Origin of the sequence: Collinsella aerofaciens (assembly GCF_018785245.1) — a bacterium.
GTDB lineage: Bacteria > Actinomycetota > Coriobacteriia > Coriobacteriales > Coriobacteriaceae > Collinsella > Collinsella aerofaciens_AD.
Window position 1 is genome coordinate 1 of the sequence record NZ_WQPL01000033.1, and the last position, 18,842, is coordinate 18,842.

At 61.3% G+C, this 18,842-nt stretch carries 18 protein-coding genes; 17 read left to right on the plus strand and 1 reads right to left on the minus strand.

Features of this window, described 5'->3' with window-relative positions; genetic code table 11:
* Positions 1-195: 195 nt before the first annotated feature.
* Positions 196-936 carry a transposase gene (locus GPK39_RS07310; RefSeq protein ID WP_215674714.1) on the plus strand — a complete coding sequence of 247 codons (741 nt, stop codon included), beginning with the start codon at positions 196-198 and terminating at the stop codon, positions 934-936.
* A gap of 89 nt (positions 937-1,025) precedes the next feature.
* On the opposite strand, the gene dinB is transcribed toward GPK39_RS07310, so the two are convergent.
* On the minus strand, positions 1,026-2,282 hold the full coding sequence (gene dinB, locus GPK39_RS07315) for a DNA polymerase IV (protein WP_215674716.1): 1,257 nt from the start codon (positions 2,280-2,282) through the stop codon (positions 1,026-1,028).
* Between the two features lie 201 nt (positions 2,283-2,483).
* Between dinB and rpsP the strand changes: the two genes are divergently transcribed.
* The 16 genes from rpsP to GPK39_RS07395 all read left to right on the plus strand — a co-directional run bounded on the left by rpsP (position 2,484) and on the right by GPK39_RS07395 (position 18,810).
* The gene (gene rpsP / locus GPK39_RS07320) at positions 2,484-2,825 is read left to right on the plus strand and encodes a 30S ribosomal protein S16 (RefSeq protein WP_022094749.1); all 342 of its coding nucleotides are present in this window, start codon (positions 2,484-2,486) and stop codon (positions 2,823-2,825) included.
* A 42-nt stretch (positions 2,826-2,867) separates the two neighbouring features.
* The gene (locus GPK39_RS07325; protein ID WP_171021534.1) at positions 2,868-3,113 is read left to right on the plus strand and encodes a KH domain-containing protein; all 246 of its coding nucleotides are present in this window, start codon (positions 2,868-2,870) and stop codon (positions 3,111-3,113) included.
* Positions 3,114-3,117: 4 nt separating this feature from the next.
* Entirely contained in the window at positions 3,118-3,639 is a 522-nt protein-coding gene (gene rimM / locus GPK39_RS07330; RefSeq protein ID WP_055309865.1) for a ribosome maturation factor RimM, read from the plus strand.
* A 10-nt stretch (positions 3,640-3,649) separates the two neighbouring features.
* Positions 3,650-4,396, plus strand: a complete 747-nt coding sequence (trmD, locus tag GPK39_RS07335; protein ID WP_148346244.1) for a tRNA (guanosine(37)-N1)-methyltransferase TrmD — start codon at positions 3,650-3,652, stop codon at positions 4,394-4,396.
* A 94-nt stretch (positions 4,397-4,490) separates the two neighbouring features.
* Entirely contained in the window at positions 4,491-5,006 is a 516-nt protein-coding gene (gene lepB, locus GPK39_RS07340) for a signal peptidase I (RefSeq protein WP_252204792.1), read from the plus strand.
* A 59-nt stretch (positions 5,007-5,065) separates the two neighbouring features.
* Positions 5,066-5,977: a glycine--tRNA ligase subunit alpha gene (locus GPK39_RS07345; protein ID WP_006236091.1), complete on the plus strand. Its 912-nt coding sequence runs from the start codon at positions 5,066-5,068 to the stop codon at positions 5,975-5,977.
* A 3-nt stretch (positions 5,978-5,980) separates the two neighbouring features.
* Positions 5,981-8,077: a glycine--tRNA ligase subunit beta gene (gene glyS / locus GPK39_RS07350; RefSeq protein WP_055309868.1), complete on the plus strand. Its 2,097-nt coding sequence runs from the start codon at positions 5,981-5,983 to the stop codon at positions 8,075-8,077.
* Positions 8,078-8,111: 34 nt separating this feature from the next.
* Complete coding sequence (locus GPK39_RS07355; RefSeq protein ID WP_215674721.1) at positions 8,112-8,978, plus strand: pyruvate, water dikinase regulatory protein; 867 nt, start codon at positions 8,112-8,114, stop codon at positions 8,976-8,978.
* A 249-nt stretch (positions 8,979-9,227) separates the two neighbouring features.
* Positions 9,228-11,978, plus strand: a complete 2,751-nt coding sequence (ppdK, locus tag GPK39_RS07360; protein WP_215674723.1) for a pyruvate, phosphate dikinase — start codon at positions 9,228-9,230, stop codon at positions 11,976-11,978.
* A gap of 209 nt (positions 11,979-12,187) precedes the next feature.
* Positions 12,188-12,529, plus strand: a complete 342-nt coding sequence (gene rplS / locus GPK39_RS07365; RefSeq protein WP_006236098.1) for a 50S ribosomal protein L19 — start codon at positions 12,188-12,190, stop codon at positions 12,527-12,529.
* A 93-nt stretch (positions 12,530-12,622) separates the two neighbouring features.
* The gene (locus GPK39_RS07370) at positions 12,623-13,411 is read left to right on the plus strand and encodes a ribonuclease HII (RefSeq protein ID WP_195503114.1); all 789 of its coding nucleotides are present in this window, start codon (positions 12,623-12,625) and stop codon (positions 13,409-13,411) included.
* 189 nt (positions 13,412-13,600) lie between these two features.
* Positions 13,601-14,086 carry a YraN family protein gene (locus tag GPK39_RS07375; RefSeq protein WP_215674725.1) on the plus strand — a complete coding sequence of 162 codons (486 nt, stop codon included), beginning with the start codon at positions 13,601-13,603 and terminating at the stop codon, positions 14,084-14,086.
* Positions 14,086-15,609 (plus strand): YifB family Mg chelatase-like AAA ATPase, encoded by a 1,524-nt coding sequence (locus GPK39_RS07380; RefSeq protein WP_215674727.1) that lies wholly within the window; start codon positions 14,086-14,088, stop codon positions 15,607-15,609. The genes GPK39_RS07375 and GPK39_RS07380 overlap by 1 nt, the downstream gene beginning before the upstream one ends.
* Positions 15,609-16,541, plus strand: a complete 933-nt coding sequence (locus GPK39_RS07385) for a DNA-processing protein DprA (RefSeq protein WP_215674729.1) — start codon at positions 15,609-15,611, stop codon at positions 16,539-16,541. Before GPK39_RS07380 ends, GPK39_RS07385 begins: the two co-directional genes overlap by 1 nt.
* A gap of 14 nt (positions 16,542-16,555) precedes the next feature.
* The gene (trmFO, locus tag GPK39_RS07390) at positions 16,556-17,893 is read left to right on the plus strand and encodes a methylenetetrahydrofolate--tRNA-(uracil(54)-C(5))-methyltransferase (FADH(2)-oxidizing) TrmFO (protein WP_215674731.1); all 1,338 of its coding nucleotides are present in this window, start codon (positions 16,556-16,558) and stop codon (positions 17,891-17,893) included.
* An 8-nt stretch (positions 17,894-17,901) separates the two neighbouring features.
* On the plus strand, positions 17,902-18,810 hold the full coding sequence (locus GPK39_RS07395) for a tyrosine recombinase XerC (RefSeq protein WP_252204809.1): 909 nt from the start codon (positions 17,902-17,904) through the stop codon (positions 18,808-18,810).
* The last annotated feature ends 32 nt before the right edge of the window (positions 18,811-18,842 follow it).

The following is an 18,842-nucleotide window of genomic DNA, read 5'->3' on the forward strand; positions in this document are numbered from 1 at the left end:
CCCCCATCATCGCGGTCTATGGGGTCAACGATATGGCACCGTGGGGACACATGTATGTCAATCCTGGTCTAACAGAGCCTAAAAAAATCATTCCTGCCGTTCACCGAACCGCTCATCTTTGTTGGGCGGTTCGGTTTATTCTTTTTCCTCCTTTTGTATGCTGTAGCTATCGCAAACTCGGAAGGGAGGGCTTCGATGACTCGCGTTGCCCGTGTGTTATCCGAACTCGGTCATTATCATGTTATGGTCAAAGGCTGTGCTGACCAGCTGATCTTTGAGGACGATGACGACCGCTACTATTTCCTCAATCTGATGAGTCAGCGTTTTACATCCGACCATATTCGGTTGCTTGCTTGGTGTTTGATGGACAATCATGTGCATCTGCTATTTGATGACCCCGATAACCAAATGAGTACTGCTATGCACGCCATAGATACAGCGTATGCTATGCGATTTAATTTGAAGACAGGCAGGCGTGGGCCAGTTTTTCAAGAACGTTTTAAGAGCGTTGTTATTTCTGATGATGAGCAGCTTCTCCGTTGCGTTCGTTACATTCACGACAATCCTGCGAAGGCAGGCATATCTTCTGCACCTATGTATCGTTGGAGTAGCTTCCACGAGTATTTCGGTACGCCTGAAATCTGCGATTGCAGTGATATTGTCGAACTTTTTGGTGGTTCGGAGGCGTTTTACCTTACAAGTACAGACGGCAAGCCCAATTCGTATTACTTGCCTGAAGGCAAACACGTTTCCGATATGGATGCTTTGGAAGTCGCACAGGCTCTATTGGCTCCACTTGAGCCCTACCAACTCAAGACGTTGTCGAAGCAAGAACGGAATCGTCTGTTGGCAATGCTGAAACATCGAGGCTTTACGATTGCCCAGATTTCGCGCATTACGGGAATCGGGACAAATATTATTCAGAGGGCGAAATGAGGCCTGAAATGATTATTTCATCCCCGTCCCAAAATAATCAAAAGCACCGATAGCGCCAGAATGATTTTTTAATCCCCGTCCCAGAAAAATCATTGGGAGGAGAAGCGGGATTGGCGGCCGAAGGAAAGGGCGCTGTCGCCGAATTTGTCTCGGACGGCGTCGATGGCGACGGAGAGGTCGCGGCGGTCGCTGGATTGGGCTCCGCGGTCATCGATCTCGCAGAACAGGTCGGTCTGGATGCCGCCTTGGTGGTCGAAGTCGCTCATGCCGATGCCCGCTAAGCGAACATGCATGCCTTCCTGCCAGATGTTGTCGAGCAGTTCGAGCGCAACCGCCACGAAGATGTTCTCATCGTCGGTCGGATGAGGCAGCCGGCGCTGTGCCGTACGCCCGCTGCCATACGAATACTTGAGTTTGAGCGTTACCGTGGCACCCGTCAGCCCCTGACGGCGCAGACGGCGTCCCACTGACTCTCCCAACAGCGCAATCGCCGCCTCAATATCCCCACGCTCAGTCAAATCTTTAGCAAAGGTGCGTTCATTGCTGACCGACTTGACCTCGCGCTCTTCATCGAGGCTTGTGACTTCAGAGATTTCGAGTCCCAGCGCACGCTGGCGCATGTGCTCGCCGTTGACGCCAAAAATAGAGGCCAAGGTGGATTCCGGTGCACGTGATAGCTCGCCGAGGGTGTAGATGCGCATGCGGCGCAGTCGCTCCTCGGCCGAGCGCCCGATGCCACTCATGGCAGATACCGGCAGCGCGGCCAAAAAGCGCTGCTCGGTTCCGGGGCGCACGATGGTCAGCCCAAACGGCTTATCCCGCTCGCTTGCGATTTTTGCGACCGTCTTGTTGCAGCCCACGCCAATGGAGCAGGTCACTCCCAGCCCTGCCACGCGGTCGCTTATACGCCGCGCAACCAGCAGCGGGTCTTCGGGCGCAAAGCGACCCGGTGTGATATCGATAAAGGCTTCGTCGATGGATACGCGCTCGACGCGCGGGGTCTCGTCGGCGAGAATCGCCATGACCTGCGCGCTCACCTCTCGGTAGCGATCAAAGTGCCCGTGCGTCCAAATGGCTTGCGGGCACAAGCGCCGCGCCTCGGCTGAGGGCATGGCGGAGTGCACGCCAAAGCGACGTGCCTCATACGAACACGTGGACACGACGCCACGCGAATCGGCGTCTCCGCCCACGATGAGCGGCTTTCCGCGCCATTCGGGATGATCGAGCATCTCCACGCTCGCAAAAAACGCATCAAGGTCCATCAGACCCACCGCCGGACCCGTCCAGGGAGGCGGCGTGACGCCCATGGCATCCTCATAACCGTATGTATGTTCGCGTCTTTCCATGTCATGAGTATACCGCGCAGCTCATGTGGGGTGCGTGTATGTGCTTGCAAATCCCGAATTCTTGTCTAAGATATGGATTTGCCCTCGACTACACCGAAGAAGTTGGTCTCACGGACTTCACCTGCCCGCGTCGATGGCGTATTATGTTCAACTGTTTGTTTGTAGTTGCAGCCTAAAGCTGCTTGGTTGGAGGAGTTTCCTTTGGCAGTCAAGATTCGCCTTGCTCGTCACGGCGCTAAGAAGCGTCCGTACTACCGTGTCGTCGTCGCCGATTCCCGCGCCCCGCGTGACGGTCGTATCATCGAGGAGGTTGGCCGCTACAACCCGATGACCGCCCCCAAGACCATCAACCTTGACCTCGAGAAGATCGCCGACTGGCAGTCCAAGGGCGCTCAGCTCACCGACGCCGTCGCCGCTCTGGTCAAGGCCGCCAACGAGGGCGAGAAGACCGAGACCGTCGTCAAGAAGTCCAAGAAGCAGCTCGCCAAAGAGGCCGAGGCCGCTAAGGCTGCCGCTGAGGCCGCTGAGGGCGCCGAGGAGTAAATCGTGCCTGAGGTTGACGCTGCACAGCTCGAGGGTGAGGCAATGCTCTCAGATCGCATCGCCGATCTCGTCGAATATCTCGTTGTTCAGATCGTCGACGACCCGGATTCCGTGAGCCTTGAGGTCATCGATGGTGATGACGCCTCTACGATTGAGGTTTCGGTCGCCGAGGATGACGTCGCTAAGGTCATCGGCCGTCGTGGCCGTACCATCAAGGCCATTCGCACGCTCGCCCGTGCACTGGCTGCTCGCCTCGACACTGCTGTCGAGGTAGAGGTTCTGGGCTAGGACCTTGAGGTCCCAGTACAAAAACATCGCCCGTGTGGTCAAGCCGCACGGAAGGAAGGGGGAGGTCCTCGCGCAGCCGCTGCGGGGGCTTCCTTCTGTATTAGAGCCGGGTATGCGCGTCGCCCTGACGCCGCCGGCGCTCAAGCGCGACCGCTTTTGCACGGTCGTGTCCGTCACCGATACGGGCGATGGCGATCTGGTCTCGTTTGAGGGCATTGACGACTTGACGGCCGCCGAGGGCATCACGGGATGCTACGTGCTGGCAAATCGTGACGACTTTGAGCTCGATTCGCTCGACGCTGCCTATACCGACCTGATGGGTCGCGAGGTGGTCGACGAGCGCTTCGGTTCGCTCGGCACGATCGTCGAGATCATGTCGACGCCCGCTAACGATGTTTGGGTTGTCGAGGGCGATCGGTACGGCGAGGTACTGATTCCCGTGATCGAGCAGGTCGTGCTCGATCTTCCCGACACAGGAACAATTTCCGTCCATGTTATGGACGGCCTGATCGATATGGACAAGTAGGGAGGACAACATGCTGATCGAGACCCTTTCGGTCTTTCCCGAGATGTTTGAGCCCGTCATGTCCACATCGATTTTGGGCCGCGCCCGCAAGGCCGGCCTTTTTGATTTTAAGGCGTATAACCTGCGCGACTGGACGCACGACCGCCATCGTACCGTCGATGACGAGCCGTACGGCGGCGGGCAGGGCATGCTCATGAAGGTCGAGCCTATCGCAGAGGCCATCGAGGCCATTAGCGCAGAGGGTCCCAAGCCCACGGTTGTGTTCTTCACCCCCTGTGGCGAGCCCTTTACGCAGCATGTGGCCGAGCGCCTGCTCAAAAGTGAGCGCCTGCTGTTTGTGTGCAGTCGCTACGAGGGCGTCGACGAGCGCGCGTATGCGTATGCCGATGAGCGTCTGTCGATCGGCGACTACGTGCTTACGGGCGGCGAGCTTCCCGCTATGGTCGTTGCCGATGCCGTCGTACGCCTGATTCCCGGCGCCCTGGGCGACGAGATGAGCAACGTGGACGAGTCGTTCTCGACCGCCGAGGATGGAGGCCTGCTCGAGTACGCGCAGTACACCCGTCCTGCCGAGTTCAACGGCGAGGGCGTGCCTCCGGTGCTTGTGAGCGGCGATCATGCTAAGGTCGATGCGTGGCGTCGTAAGAACGCCATCGAGCGCACCTGCCGCTGGCGTCCCGACCTGATCGAGACAGCGCGGCTCACGCCCGAGGAGCGTGCTTACGCGCAGGATTTGCTTTCTGGAAGAGGTGAATAACATAGAGGACAATAAAGGCCGCCAACGAGTTCATCTTGAACATGATTTTGGCGAGAGGTCCGTTTTCACTTTGCGGGGCGCCTTGGAATGGGTTTTGGTCATTCTAATCGCGCTCGCCGCCACCTTCCTGATCCGCACCTTTGTGGTCGAGCCCTTTGTGGTGCCCACCGGCTCTATGGAGGACACAATCGAGATTGGCGACCAGATCCTGGCACAAAAGGTGAGCCTCGAGCTCGGTCAGCCCGTCAAGCAGGGCGATATCGTGGTGTTTCACAACCCCGATGGCACCTCCGAGCATGATGTTCTTGTCAAGCGTGTTATTGCCACGGCCGGTCAGACGGTCGACCTGCAGGATGGCAAGGTGGTCGTTGACGGCCAAGCGCTCGACGAGGACTATACGACGGGCATGAGCTGGCCACTTTCGGTCCAAGCGCCCGGCGCTCAGGTAAGCTATCCCTACACCGTTCCCGACGGGTGCGTGTGGGTGATGGGCGACAACCGCGAGAACTCTGCTGACTCCCGCTACTTTGGCCCGGTCGACCGCTCCGAATTGATCGCCGTGGCGCTCGTGCGTTACTGGCCGCTCAACCGTCTGGGCGCTATCGACTAAAAACCGCTATAGTACAGTACCTAACCGTGTAATCGTTTCGACGAGGGGATATTAGAGGCATGAACGCTTCATCGCTTTCCTTCCAAGACATCATCCTGCGCCTCCAGCAGTACTGGGGCGAGCAGGGCTGCGTCATCATGCAGCCCTATGACTCCGAGGTCGGTGCCGGTACCTTCCATACCGCGACCACGCTGCGCTCGCTCGGTCCCGCCGAGTGGCGCACCTGCTATGCGCAGCCTTGCCGCCGTCCCGCCGACGGCCGCTACGGCGAGAACCCCAACCGCATGCAGCACTACTATCAGTTCCAGGTGCTCATCAAGCCCTCACCGGTCAACGCCCAGGAGCTTTACCTGGGGTCTCTTGCCGCTATCGGTCTGGACCCCAACGACCATGACGTCCGCTTTGTCGAGGACGACTGGGAGAGCCCGACGCTCGGCGCCTGGGGCCTTGGCTGGGAGGTCTGGCTCAACGGCATGGAGGTCACGCAGTTTACGTACTTCCAGCAGGTAGGCGGCATCGAGGTCGACCCCGTGCCCGTCGAGATCACCTATGGCCTAGAGCGCATTGCCATGTATGCGCAGGGCGTCAACTCGGTCTACGACTTGGTGTGGAGCTACCTGCCCGACGGCACGCCCATGACCTATGGCGACGTGTTCCTCGAGAACGAGCGCGAGTTCAGTGCCTATAACTTTGAGGTCGCAAACGTCGAGATGATGCGTCAGAAGTTTGACGACTACGAGGCCGAGTGCCATTCCTGCCTGGAGCGCAAGTTGCCGCTGCCGGCATATGACTGCGTCATGAAGTGCAGCCACGCTTTCAACCTGCTCGATGCTCGCGGCGCCCTGTCCGCGGTCGAGCGTGCCAACTACATCCTGCGCGTCCGCGCCGTCGCCAAGGCGTGCTGCGAGGCCTACATGGCCGAGGTCGCCGGAGTCAACGAGAATGCCGATCAGGAAGGCGAGGTGGCGTAAGCCATGGCAGACGCTAAGGATTTCCTGTTTGAGATCGGTACGGAAGAAATGCCCTCCGCACCGCTGAACAATGCCGTCAAGCAGCTTGGCACCATGATCGCCAAGGGTCTCGACGAGGCCGGTCTGGCCCACGGCGAGGTCCGTGTGATCTCGAGCCCGCGCCGCCTGGCTGCGCTCGTTGCCGACGTCGCCACCGCGACCGACGAGGTTCACGAGGTCAAGCGCGGCCCCGCGGCCAACATCGCCTTCGATGCCGATGGTAACGCCACCAAGGCCGCCCAGGGCTTCGCCCGCAAGTGCGGTGTGGCTGCCGAGGATCTGGTTCGTCGCGAGGACACCGACGGCCGTGAGTACGTCTTTGCCGAGAAGAACATCCCTTCCGCCCCGGCCACCCCGATCCTGACGGCCCTGTGCGAGAAGACTATCGCTGGCCTGCAGTGGCCCAACTACCGCTCTCAGCGCTGGGGTCACGAGCATGCGACCTTTGTTCGTCCGGTCCGCTGGATCTGCTGCCTTCTGGGCGAGGACGTTGTGCCCGTGTCGTTTGCCGACGTGACGAGTGGCAACACCACGCGTGGTCATCGCGTGCTTGGCCCCGGTGACCATGTGGTCGCCAGCCCCGCCGTCTACGAGCAGGTGCTCGAGGACGCCGGCGTGCTTTCTGCCGAGCGCCGTCGCGAGGCCATCCTTGCCGGTATCGCCGAGGTCGAGGCTGCCCGTCCCGGCTGCCATGTCGATACGCCCAAGAAGGTCTTTGAGGAGGTCATCAACCTCTGCGAGTGGCCGACGGTGCTCGTCGGGACCTTCGATGAGGAGTTCCTCAAGGTCCCGCACGAGATCATCTGCGAGTCCATGCTCACCAACCAGCGCTACTTCCCGATCTATGACGGCGAGGGCAAGCTCACGCGTGAGTTCGTGGTCGTCTCCAACAGCAAGCCCGAGAACGCCGAGCGCGTGATCGACGGCAACGAGCGCGTTGTGCGTGCCCGTCTGGACGATGCCAAGTTCTTCTACGAGGAGGACCTGAAGATCTCCCTCGACGAGTTCCGCGAGCGTCTGGCCAAGGTCGCCTTCCAGGAGAAGCTCGGTAGCGTGCTCGCCAAGTCCGAGCGCATCGAGCAGCTCGCGCTCGCTATTGCCCGTGAGGCACACCTGGGTGCTCACCTGGCAGCCGATGCCGCTCGCGCCGCGCACCTGTGCAAGGCCGACTTGGTATCCAACGCCGTCGTCGAGTTCACGAGCCAGCAGGGCGTGATGGGCGGTTACTACGCCACCGCGATGGGGGAGAACGATGAGGTCGCCCACGCCATTCGCGATCATTATCGTCCCCGCTTTGCCGGTGACGAGCTGCCCGAGGGCACCGCTGGCTGCATCGTGGCCTGCGCCGACAAGCTCGATACCATCGCCGGTATCTTTGCCATTGGCGAGCCCCCGACCGGCTCCTCCGATCCCTACGCGCTGCGTCGTGCCGCTATCGGCATCATCAACATCCTGCGCGACCGTCTGCCGATCGATCCCACGTCGCTTATCGACTTTGCCCTTGAGCTCTATAGCGAGCAGGGTATCGAGTTCGACGCCGCCGAGGTCGCTCAGCAGGTTCGCGACTTCTTCCACGGCCGTCTGGTGAGCATGGCCCGCGACGAAAAGATCCCGGCCGATACCGTTGCCGCCGTCTCCGCGGTGCACATCATCGCCCCGTCCGTCTTCTTCGCCCGCTGCGCCGCCCTCGACGAGGCCCGCAAGAACGACGCTGAGACGTTCGATAACCTGGCGACCGCCTATGCCCGCGCCGCGCACATCTCCAAGCCCGAGCTGGGCGCGGAGTACGACCGCGCCCTGATGGGCGAGGTCGAGCTCGCGCTTGCCGATGCCTCCGAGGCTGCTCAGACCGCTGTCGACGCCGCCCTTGCTGCCGAGGATTACCCGGCCGCATTTGCCGCCCTTGCCGCCCTGCGCGCCCCCATCGACCGCTTCTTCGACGAGGTCATGGTCATGGACAAGGACGAGCAGCTCCGCGATAATCGCCTTAAGCTGCTCAACCGCTTCGAGGCCGTTTTCTCCGGCATTGCCAACATCGGTGAGCTTGCCCGCAAAAAGTAAGCCAGCCTGCGCGTAAGCGCAAAAGGAGCCCCGCATGGATTGCCCGGTCACCGCTCGTCCCACCGTTATCGTTATCTCCGACTCGCTCGGTGATACCGCTTGTGAGGTGGTGCTTGCGGCGTCCGGGCAATTTGATGAAGGGGCTTTTCGCGTTTTACGTCTGCCCAAGGTGACTTCCGTGGAGCAGGTCAAGTCATTTGTGGGGCCGCGCGTCGATGCCGACCATCGCGATATTGCCGTGTTTCACACCATTGTCGATCCGGCGCTTCGCGCCCGTGTGCTCGATTACCTGGGTATGCTGCATATCCGTTCGGTCGACCTGATCGGCCCGACGCTCGCCGTGCTGTCGTCGCTCATCGGTGTGTCGCCAAAGGGCGTCGCGGGCGTGATTCACAAGACTGATGACCGCTATTTCCATCGTATCGAGGCCATGGAGTATTTCGTTGAGCACGATGACGGGCGCGGCTGCGACGATCTGTCGGGTGCCGATATCGTGCTGCTGGGCGTATCGCGTACGTCCAAGACGCCGCTGTCGATGTATTTGGCCTATCAGGGCTACAAGGTCGCCAATGTCCCACTGGCGCATGGCATGGAGCCGCCCAAGTCGATTTACGAGGTCGACCCGATGCGCCTGTTCGGCCTGATTTCGACCGTCGATGTGATTTCCGAAATTCGCGATAGCCGCTTGGGCGATGACTACGCTCGTGCCGTTGCCGGCTCCTATGCCGAGCCCGAGAGCGTGCACAGCGAGCTCGAGGAAGCCCGTGCGCTCATGAAGCGCCTAGGCTGCTTTGTGGTGCGTACCGACGGCAAGGCCATCGAGGAAAGCGCAGCCGAGATCATTAGCCACTTGGAGGAAATCCAAGAAGCCCGTGCCCGCCGCGCCGCCCGTCGAGCCTAATAGTAGCAGCATTTTGATAAAGCGATTTAGCAAAAATATCGCATCTGACCTGCACTTTCTTACAGTGGTATATTCATAAGGTAACCACCTTTACCTACCGTTTACCGCCAGTTTTAGCACGTTTACCAAACCGCGCATCCTCTGCTTAAGCCCGCTCAAAACCCGCCGTATAGTTCCCTCACGGCCCGCATTTGGCGGGTCGATTCGTTACCACGGTCGTGCGCGTAAGTGCATGAAAGGGGAAGTATCGTGAGCGATTGCAAGAGGGTTTACCGTTTTGGAACCGACGCCCAGGGCACCTGTGTCACTGAGGGCGACAAGTCCATGAACTTCGTGCTTGGCGGCAAGGGCGCAAACCTTGCCGAGATGAGCCGTATCGGCCTGCCGGTTCCCGGTGGCTTTACCATTACCTGCCAGACTTGCGTCGAGTACTCCGGTGCCGGCAACGTGTGGCCCGAGGGCGCACTCGATGAGATCGTTGCTGCCGAGGCGGACCTCGAGGCCCGCTGCGGCAAGAAGCTCGGCGACGCCTCCGATCCGCTGCTCGTGTCGGTTCGTTCGGGCGCTCCGTTCTCCATGCCCGGCATGATGGACACGGTCCTCAACTTAGGCCTCAACGACGACTCCGTTCAGGGTCTCATCGCCCAGACGCAAAATCCGCGTTTTGCTTGGGATAGCTACCGCCGCTTTATCCAGATGTTTTCCAATGTCGTCATGGGCGTTGACGCCGACCTGTTCGAGAACGCCCTGACCCAGGCCCGTCTGGTCGCCGGCGTTCGCGTCGATTCCGAGCTTTCGGCTGAGGACCTGCAGGAACTCGTCGAGACCTTTAAGGGCATCTTCTCCGAGAACGTCGATGCCTCCCTGTATCCCGAGCTCGAGGTCGCTGACGGCAAGCCCGTCTTCCCGCACGACCCGGAGCTTCAGCTACGCCTTGCCATCCAGGCCGTCTTTGGCAGCTGGATGAACGAGCGTGCCTGCATCTACCGCAAGCAGCATGGCATTTCCGACGACCTCGGCACCGCTGTCAACGTGCAGGCCATGGCCTTTGGCAACAAGGGCGAGACCTCTGCGACGGGCGTCGCCTTTACGCGTAATCCGGCCGACGGCACCAAGGAGTTCTACGGCGATTTTCTGGTTAACGCCCAGGGCGAGGACGTCGTCGCCGGCATCCGCAACACCGAGCCCATTGCCGACCTCAAGACCACCCCGGGCCTCGAGTCCGCAGGTGAGGAGCTCGAGCGCGTGTTCCTGACGCTCGAGGATCATTATCGCGATATGTGCGATATCGAGTTCACCATCGAGCAGGGCAAGCTCTGGATGCTCCAGACCCGCGTGGGCAAGCGCACCGCCACCGCCGCCCTGCGCATCGCTATCGAAATGGTCGAGGAGGGCCTGATCACCCGCGAGGAGGCCGTGAGCCGCATCGATCCCGCGCAGCTCGACCAACTCCTGCACCCGCAGTTTGACGCCTCCAAGAAGTACGAGGCGCTGGCCAGCGGTCTGAACGCCAGCCCCGGTGCCGCCGTGGGCGAGGTCGTGTTCTCGAGCGACGACGCCGTCACGCGTTCCGCCGAGGGCCACAAGGTCATTCTGGTTCGTTGGGAGACCAACCCCGACGACCTGAAGGGCATGGTCGCCGCCGAGGGCATCCTGACCAGCCACGGTGGCAAGACGAGTCATGCCGCCGTTATCGCCCGCGGCATGGGTACGCCCTGCGTCTGTGGCGTTGAGCGCTTCCATATCGACGCCGCCGAGAAGGTCGTGCGCATCGAGGGCAGCGACCGCGTGCTGCGCGAGGGCGATGTCATCTCCATCGACGGCACCCAGGGCATCGTCGTCGACGGCGCCGTCGACCTGGTCTCCGCCGAGCTTACCGGCGATCTGGACACCATCCTGTCCTGGGCCGACGAGATTCGCCTGGACGAGACCTGTGGCCATGCCAACCATGTGCGCGTCAACGCCGACAATCCCGAGGATGCCGAGCTTGCGCTCGAGTTTGGCGCCGAGGCCATCGGCCTGTGCCGCACCGAGCACATGTTCCTGGGCGACCGCAAGAACATCATCCAGAGCTTTATCCTGTCTGACGATGAGGCCGTGAAGCAGCAGGCCCTGGCCGACCTGCTCAAGGTTCAGACCGAGGACTTCCTGGCGATGTTCAAGACCATGTCCGGTCGCGATGTGGTCGTCCGCCTGCTCGATCCGCCGCTTCATGAGTTCCTGGATAATCCTCGCGAGCTCGAGGTCGCCATCACCAAGAAGGAAGCCGCCGGCGCCAGCGAGGAAGAGCTTGCAGCCCTGCGCGCCCGCCTGCGTCGTATCGACGGCATGGTCGAGTCGAACCCCATGCTCGGCCTGCGCGGCGTTCGCCTGTCCGTCGTCTTTAGCGATCTGCCACTCATGCAGGTTCGCGCCGTCGCCACGGCTGCTGCCCGCCTTATCAAGGAGGGCGTCGACCCGCGACCCGAGATCATGGTTCCGCTCGTCTCCATCACGGCGGAGCATGTCCAGACCCGCGAGGTCATCGAGCGGGTAATCGCCGAGGTTTCTGCCGAGGAGGGCGTCGAGCTCAATATTCCCGTGGGCACGATGCTCGAGCTGCCACGCGCCTGCATGGTCGCTGACGAGATCGCGCATCATGCCGACTTCTTCTGCTTTGGCACCAACGACCTCACCCAGACCACCTTCGGCTTCTCTCGTGACGATGCCGAGGCTAAGTTCATCCCGCTGTACATGCACAAGAAGATCTTGAAGGACAACCCCTTCGAGACCATTGACACGGCGGTGCTCGAGCTGGTGCGCATGGCCGTCGAGAAGGGCCGCGCCACCAACCCCGACATGCACTTTGGCGTGTGCGGCGAGCACGGCGGCGACCCCAAGTCCATCAAGGGTCTGTTTAATGTGGCCGATGTGGACTATGTGTCCTGCTCGCCTTACCGCGTGCCCCTGGCGCGTCTTGCGGCCGCCCAAGCCAAGCTCGAGGCGAAGCGTTCCGCCTAACGTTTTGGGTTTAGACGCCTAGCATAGCCCCCTTCATGCCGCCCGTCTCATTCGTGAGGCGGGCGGTTATCATGTGCGGGTTTTGTCTTTTTGTCTGCGTAAAAAATTGTTCTTGCAGCAGAAACCCGCGCGTGTATACTCGAATACGTTTGTTCAACTACGTGCCGGCCAAGGCGGTACGGCACCTCTAGAAGAGTAAGGAATTGCACATGGATTACATCCGCGCAATCGAGCGTCAGCAGATCCGCGAGGACATTCCTCAGGTTCGCGTCGCCGACAACGTCAAGGTTCACTACCGCATTAAGGAAGGCGACCGCGAGCGTATCCAGGTCTTCCAGGGCGACGTCATCCGCATGGCCGGCGCCGGTGCCCGCGAGACCTTCACCGTCCGCAAGATGTCCTTCGGTGTCGGTGTTGAGCGTACCTTCCCGCTTCACAGCCCCAAGATCGCCAAGCTCGAGGTCGTTCGTCATGGTCGCGTCCGTCGCGCCAAGCTGTACTACCTCCGCGACAAGGTGGGCAAGGCTGCTCGCATCCCCGAGAAGCGCTAAGAAGATCGCAGCGTCTGTCCACTCGTTTGGACACAAGGGTCACCTTCGGGTGGCCCTTCTTTTTATCTGATTTGCATGCAAGGAGGGCCTGGTATGGCCAACATGACGAGCTCGGTTTCGGCATCGCAGGTTGCCGGTGAGTTGGCGAGCGCTACGTTTGAGGAGATTCCCGCCCTCGTGGAGCATTATCGCGAGGACCCGCGCCAGCAGGTGATCAAGGCTTGCGAACGCGCCCTTAAGCGCCATGCCAAAGAGCTTGCCGAGCGCGAGCGCGTCAATGACATGTACGAGCTTATGCATGAGCTTGGCGGCGATGGGGTGGTCGTTGGTGTCGATGAGGTGGGTCGCGGATCGGTGGCCGGTCCTTTGACGGTATGCGCCGTCTGTCTTCCTATGGAGCCGCGCGTCTGGGGTATCAACGATTCCAAAAAGCTCACGCCCGCGCGCCGCGAGTTGCTCTCAGTGAAGATTGCCGAGGTGGCGACGGCAATCGGTTTTTGCCATATCGCGCCTGCGGATATCGATGATATGGGCATGGCCCGCGCCATCCGCGCTGCCGTCGCGGGCGCCGTGGCCGATACGGGGCTCGAGCCCGATTGCGTGCTTATGGACGGTAACCCCTTGGGCGCCGTTCCCAACGAGCGCGACGTGGTGAAGGGCGATGCCAAAATCGCCTGCATCGCCGCGGCGTCCATCATGGCCAAGGTCACGCGTGACGAGATGATGGTCGAGTACGATGCCGAGTATCCCGAGTACCATCTGGCCGAATCGAAGGGCTATGCGAGCCCCGAGCACATCGAGGCCATTCGCAAACATGGTCTTTCTCCGCTGCATCGTGTGAGCTTTTGCGGAAACTTTCTGCAGACTGAGCGCCTTTTCTAGGTCAATTGTGGAGACAGGGACCTCTGGGGATTTATAAACCTGCTGGTAGCGGGCCGTATGCAACAGCATTGCTGCGTACGCCCCGTTTTTTGTCGGCATTTGGTCAGCTTTTGGTTTGCTTCCGGTACTTACCCGCATGAAAGGTGCCCTCATCATCGGGGCACTGCAGCGTGCGGGAAAGGAGACCCCATGAGTGCCGCAAGCAAAAAGAGCAAGACGCAGCAGCTTAAGGAGCGTTGGGAAAACGGCGAGCTCGACTGCGGGGCGATGACGCCCGAGTTTATCAAGGGACTCAGTCCTCGCGAGCTGGGCATGCTGGGCGAGCTTATCGCAATCGACTACTTTAACGAGCGCGGCTACACCTTGCTGGAGCAGGGCTATCGTTGCACCGAGGGCGAGGCCGACCTGGTGCTGCTCGATGAGCTCGACGATGTCGTTGTGATGGCCGAGGTCAAGACGAGACGCGTCGCCCTGGATTGCACCACGCGGGTCTTTCCCGAGGAGGCCGTGGATGCCCAAAAGCAACGCCGCTACCGCCGCATCGCAAGCTGCTATCTCATGGAGCATTATCCGCTCAAGGCGATTCGCTTCGATGCCGTGGCCGTCACCATTCGCGGCGGGCATATCGCCGAGATCGAGCACCAGTACAACGCGTTCGATTGGCAGGTGTCGTGATGGCGTTCGAGACGTTTGCCGTTCACGCGGCCTGCATCCGCGGCGTCGAGGCGATTCCCGTCACGGTCGAGGTCTCGCTTGCTGGCGGCGTTCCGGGCATTCAGATGCTCGGCATCCCGAGTATGGAGGTGATGGAGTCACGTGGTCGTATTCGTTGTGCGATGCGCTCCGCCGGGTTCGAGATCCCACGCTCGGGCATTACGGTCAATCTGGCGCCCGGCGATATTCGCAAGACCGGAAGTGGTTTTGATCTGCCCATCGCCATCGCTGTTCTAGCGGCCGATGGTCAGATTCCCCGCGACAACCTCGATTGTTGTCTTATCGCTGGTGAGCTTGGCTTGGACGGTACGGTGCTTCCTGTCAAGGGCGAGGTAGCGTTTCAGCTATTGGCTCGCGACATGGGGCTGTCTTTTATCGCCGGCAGGTCCGACCAGCATGTGCCACTCGCGGGCGTGGATTGCGGCTTTATCGATCATTTGTCTCAGCTTGCTCATGGTATGGGCGATGCCGCCCGGCACTACTTGGATTCCGAGGGCGTCGAGGCGACCTTTGAGCCTGAGCTCGACTATGCCGACGTGCTGGGGCAGGAGGTCGCCAAACGTGGCATGGCGCTTGCGGCCGCCGGCGAGCTCGGCTTGCTCATGATCGGCTCGCCCGGTTCGGGAAAGACCATGCTTGCGCGGCGCATGACAGGCATCTTGCCCGAACTTTCTCTCGAGGATCAGCAGGAGGCGCTGTGTATCCATTCGGTCTTGGGCGAGAACATCGATGGACTGCTTGCGGGGCATCGCCCCTTCCGCAGTCCGCATCACAGTATTTCGACCGCGGGACTTATCGGCGGCGGGCGTCCGGTGCATCCGGGCGAAATTAGCTTGGCTCATGGCGGCGTGCTCTTTTTGGACGAGCTCGCCGAGTTTCCCACCGGCGTGCTGCAGACGCTGCGTCAGCCCATCGAGCGCGGGTACGTGAGGATCGTGCGCGTTGACGGGGCCTTTACGTTTCCGTCGCGCTTTCAGCTGCTCGCTGCGAGCAATCCCTGCCCCTGCGGGTTTTTGGGCGATCGCGAAGTGCCGTGTCGCTGCTCGGCGGCGATGGTCGAGCGCTATCGGGGCAAGTTGCGCGGTCCCTTGGCTGATCGCATCGACATGATGATCGACGTGACCCGCCCCGATCCCCAGGTGATCATTGAGGGCGCGGAGGGTATGTCATCGGCCGAGCTGCGCGATTACGTCGTGCGTGGGCGCGCCTTTCGCGCCTGGCGTGAATCCCGTATGGACGATGCGGACACCGAGGCCGAGGAAGATGAGTCGCGGTCCATTGACGGCGTCGTTTCGACCTTTGGGCTTGATGAGGCTGCCGAGAAATGCGTGCTCGGCCTGTCCAAACGCACACATCTCACAGGGCGTGGCATCGTGCGCCTGGTTCGCATTGCGCGTACGATCGCAGATGTCGCCGAGAGCGAGCAAGTGACGCAGGACCACGTGCTCGAGGCGGCGATGTACCAGGGAAGGAGGGACCAGTAATGCCCGAGGGAACCTTCGAGCTGCATCCAGGCGATGCGTTGTATCCCGAGACCGTTTTGGAGCTTTCTGATATACCCCAGACGCTTTATGTGCGCGGCAACCCCGAGGTGCTTTCGACGCCCGCGCTCTCCATCATCGGCGCGCGCAAGGCCTCGCCGTATGGTCTTGCCGTGGCAGAGCTTGCGGCGAAGGTGGCGGTTGAGGCGGGAGTGACGGTAGTTTCGGGCGGTGCGGTCGGTTGTGACCAGGCCTCGGGTTGGGCTGCGGTCAACGCCGGCGGCAAACACGTTGTGGTGCTGGGGACGGGCGCCGACGTGGTCTACCCGCGTTCGAGCGCGGGGCTGATTACGCGCACGCTCGATACGGGCGGCGCGGTCGTGTCGATCTCTCCGTGGGGCATGGGTCCGCGCAAGTTTGCCTTTCCGCGTCGCAATCGCGTGATCGCGGCCCTGTCGCAAGCCCTCTTTGTATCCGAGGCGGGTATGCCTTCCGGGACGTTTTCTACAGCCGAGGCTGCTATGGATTTGGGGCGCGAACTTCTTGCCGTGGCGGGGTCGATCCTATCGCCCGAGTCGCGTGGCACGAATTATCTCATTGCGAACGGTGCCTGCTGCATTGTCGACGAGGAGTCCATCGAGATGGCTATCTCTCGCATATACGGCACCCTGCGCTACTCGCGCCCCGATGCTCCCGGCATTGCCGACCTGAATCCAACACAGCAGACCGTGATGCATGCGCTCATCGCCTCTCCGCTCAAGGTCGACGACATCGCGGCGCTCGTCTCACTCGATGCTGTCGGCGTACTCAAACTCTTGGGTTCGCTTGAACTCGAGGGCCTTATCGAGCGCATGATGGATGGAAGGTATGCGCCCTCCAAGTTTGCCCTTCACGCCCAGACGCCCTTCGGTCACAATGGAAAACGTGTCAATTAGAAAGGTGTTTGCAGATGCAGTTCGATCAGGTGACGGTTATCGGTGGCGGTCTGGCGGGTTCGGAATGCGCGATCCACCTGGCAGACCGCGGGTTTGCCGTAAAGCTGTGCGAGATGCGCCCCCAGGTGAGCTCCCCGGCTCACCATACCGATCACCTGGCAGAGCTCGTCTGCTCCAATTCGTTTAAGTCGACCCGTCCGGATTCCGCGGCTGGTTTGCTGAAGGCCGAGCTTGAGCGCATGGGTTCAGTCCTGCTCGACTGCGCCCATCGCGCTGCTGTTCCCGCTGGTGGCGCCCTGGCGGTCGACCGTGTTACATTCTCCGAGCTCGTCGAGGCTGAGGTTGCCGCCCGCCCCAATATCGAGGTCGTTCACGGCGAGGTCACCCAGATCCCCGAGGGCCACGTGGTCATTGCCGCGGGCCCGCTGTGTTCACCGGCGCTGAGCGAAGAGGTTATGAAGCTCGTCGGTGGCGATGCCCTGGCATTCTTTGATGCGGCGGCGCCGATCGTCGATGCCTCCACGCTCGATATGGACGTGCTGTTCTCGCAGTCGCGCTACGAGGAGCAGGGGAGCGGCGACTATCTCAACGCTCCGCTCAACAAGGAGGAGTACGAGGCCTTTATCGAGGCGCTTACCACGGCCGACCGCGTGGTGCTCAAAGACTTTGAGGGCGGCGATCTGTTCCAAGCCTGCCAGCCTGCCGAGGAAGTTGCGCGCACCGGCAAGGACGCCATTCGCTTTGGCGCCATGAAGCCCGTCGGCCTCACCGACCCGCGTACCGGACGTCGCCCCTGGGCGGCGATTCAGCTGCGTGCCGAGAACAAGGAGAAGACCGCCTATAACCTGGTGGGCTTCCAGACCAACTTGACCTTTGGCGAGCAGAAGCGCGTCTTCCATATGGTGCCGGGCCTGGAGAACGCTGAGTTCTTCCGCTACGGTGTCATGCACCGCAATACCTTTGTCGACGCCCCTCACGTGCTCGATAGCACCTTTGCCGTGCCCGGTACCGGCGTGCGCCTGGCCGGTCAGATCACCGGCACCGAGGGGTACATGGAAGCCGTGGCGACAGGTCTGCTCGCGGCGCTCAACACCTATGCCGAGGCTATCGGTGCCGCGGGCGTCGAGTTGCCGCGTGTGGGCGCCCTGGGTGCGCTCGTGGGCTATGCGACCGATCCTGCCACCGTGGGCTATCAGCCTATGCATGTCAACTTTGGCCTGGTGCCGCCACTCGAGGATGGTAAGCGCCGCAGCAAACGCGACCGCTATCAGGCTTATGCGGATCGCGCCCTCGAGGCCCTTGATGCCTACTTGGCCACGCGCTCCGACTTGTTTGGAGGCGACCGGTCATAGCCTTTGACCTGTACGATGCCGTCGACTCGTTTATCGCCTATATCGCACGTGTTGAGGGACTTTCTCCCAACACGGTGACGGCCTATGGCTCGAGGCTAGAGCGCTTTGCTGTCTGGTGCGAGCGCGAGAATATTGATGCTTTCGCTGCCGACGTGCGCACCATTCGTCGCTATCTTGCCGAGCTTTCGCGTGAGCAGGTGGCTCCCCGAACGCTTGCGGCGCACCTGTCGGCTATTCGATCTCTCTATCGCTGGATGGCTGCCGAGGGGATTGTCGAGGGCGATGCGGTCTCGGCGATCGCATCGCCCAAGCTGCCACGTGACCTGCCGGGCGTCCTTACGACCCAGCAGGTTGAGGCGCTGCTCAAGACGCCTGATACCTCGACGCCCGCGGGACTGCGCGATGCGGCGATGCTTGAGTTGCTCTATGCCTCCGGCGCGCGAATCTCGGAGCTCGCGGCGCTCAACGTGGAGTCTATTGGTTGGTCCGAGCGAACGCTGCGACTTTGGGGCAAGGGGAGCAAGGAGCGTATCGTCCCTCTGTATCGTCGCGCACTCGAGGCGACGCGTCTCTATATTGAGGAGGGGAGGCCGGAGTTGCTCGCTCAGGCAAAGCGCCGTGACCCCGCTACCGGGCCGCATCCGCTGCTTATATCGGCGCGCGGCAATCGCATGAGTGCCGCCATGCTCAGGCGGCGGTTCCATACGCTGGCGACGCTCGCCGGCATTCCGGCCGACATTGCCCCGCATGCGATGCGCCATACCTTTGCGACCGATTTGCTCGAGGGCGGTGCGGACCTGCGCTCGGTTCAAGAGCTGCTAGGTCATGCGAGCCTGTCCACGACGCAGATCTACACGCATCTCACACCCGATCGGCTTAAGCGGGCTGTGGCTCAAGCCCATCCCCGCGGCGAATAGTGGCTGGGACGTCCCGCGCCGCACTCAGGTGT